At 73.1% G+C, this 1242-nt stretch carries 1 protein-coding gene; it reads left to right on the plus strand.

The window, feature by feature from the left end; translation table 11 throughout:
• Nucleotides 1-522 precede the first annotated feature (522 nt).
• Nucleotides 523-1242, plus strand: a 720-nt coding sequence (locus tag LCE31_RS38560; protein WP_308042420.1) for a GPR1/FUN34/YaaH family transporter, incomplete at its 3' end; no start/stop codon positions are given.

Genomic DNA, 1242 nt, shown 5'->3' on the forward strand with positions numbered 1-1242 from the left:
GAACGAAGATGCGGGCACCGCGGAGCGCATGACCCGCCCGGGCGGGTCATGCGCTCCGCGGTGCCCGCATCTTCGTTCCGCCCTAGCGAGCTTCGCGAACCGCGCGGTACGTACATCCCCCGGCGCGGCGCCGACCACCCGCACGCCGGTTTCCCGGACGCCGACCTCCCGCGCGCCGGTTTCCCGGACGCCGACCTCCCGTGTGTTGATCACCCGCGTGCAGCGGTCCCGCCGACCTCCCGCACGCCGACCTCTCGCGCCCTGGCGCCCCGCACGCGGCGGTCCCGCCGGCCGCCGGCCGGCCCTCGCCGCTGAGCCCCCGCAACATCGCCCGAACCGGCGGTTTCCGGTCCTGTTCGGAAGGCCACCCGGGGTCGCCCTTCCCCCTCTCGTACCTCGCGCGTCCCTTCGGTTGACAGCTACCCCGGGCGATATGACGTTCCGTCAACACGGATGCACGTGAAGTGAATTCGCTCACGCTCGGAAGTGCATCGTGCCCTGATGAAGGGTACATAACGGCCGTTGGGATACAGCATCGTCGCGCACAGTGAAGGCGCACAGCGAAGGGAGCCCGCCGTGGTCAACGAGGTCGTCGCGGAAAGCGCACCGCCATCCACTTCCGTTCTCGGCCATCTCGCCCTCGGGCTGACCCTGCTCGCGTTCGGCCTCGGACTCACCGGGGTCGTCAGCGGCGTCACGGCGGCCGACGCCGTCACGCTCGCGCTCTATGTGGGCGGGGTGGCCCTGTTCGTGGCCGGCCTGCTCGAACTCCGCTACGGCAGTACGTTCACGGGCACCGCCTTCGCCGCGCTCGGCGCCTTCTGGTTCACGTGGGGGTCGGGCTTCGGCGGCCATGCCTCCGCCCATGCTGTGGGTCTGCTGTTCGCTCTGTGGGCGTTGCTGGCCCTGACGCTCACGGCCGGCGCCAAGAGGGCTGGCATCGTGGCGCAGTGCGTGTACGGACTGCTGTGCGTGGCCCTCGTGCTGCTCGCCGTCTCGGTGTTCGCGGGAGCCGGCGGCCTCGTCCAGGTCGGCGGCTGGTTCGCGGCGATGTCGGGCCTCGTGTCCTGGTACGCGGCGGCGTCGGCGCTCGCCGACTGGCCGGCGGCGGCGCTCCCGGGCCGCCCCGGCCCCCCCCCCCCGCGCGGCGGCCCCCCCCCCCCGCGCCGCCCCGGTAGGCGCGTACGTCGACGAGCGGTTCGCCGCACTCCTCGACGGGTACGGAGGTCACCCGGGGGTCGG

This window comes from Streptomyces sp. 8L (genome assembly GCF_020176795.1).
Taxonomy (GTDB): Bacteria; Actinomycetota; Actinomycetes; order Streptomycetales; family Streptomycetaceae; genus Streptomyces.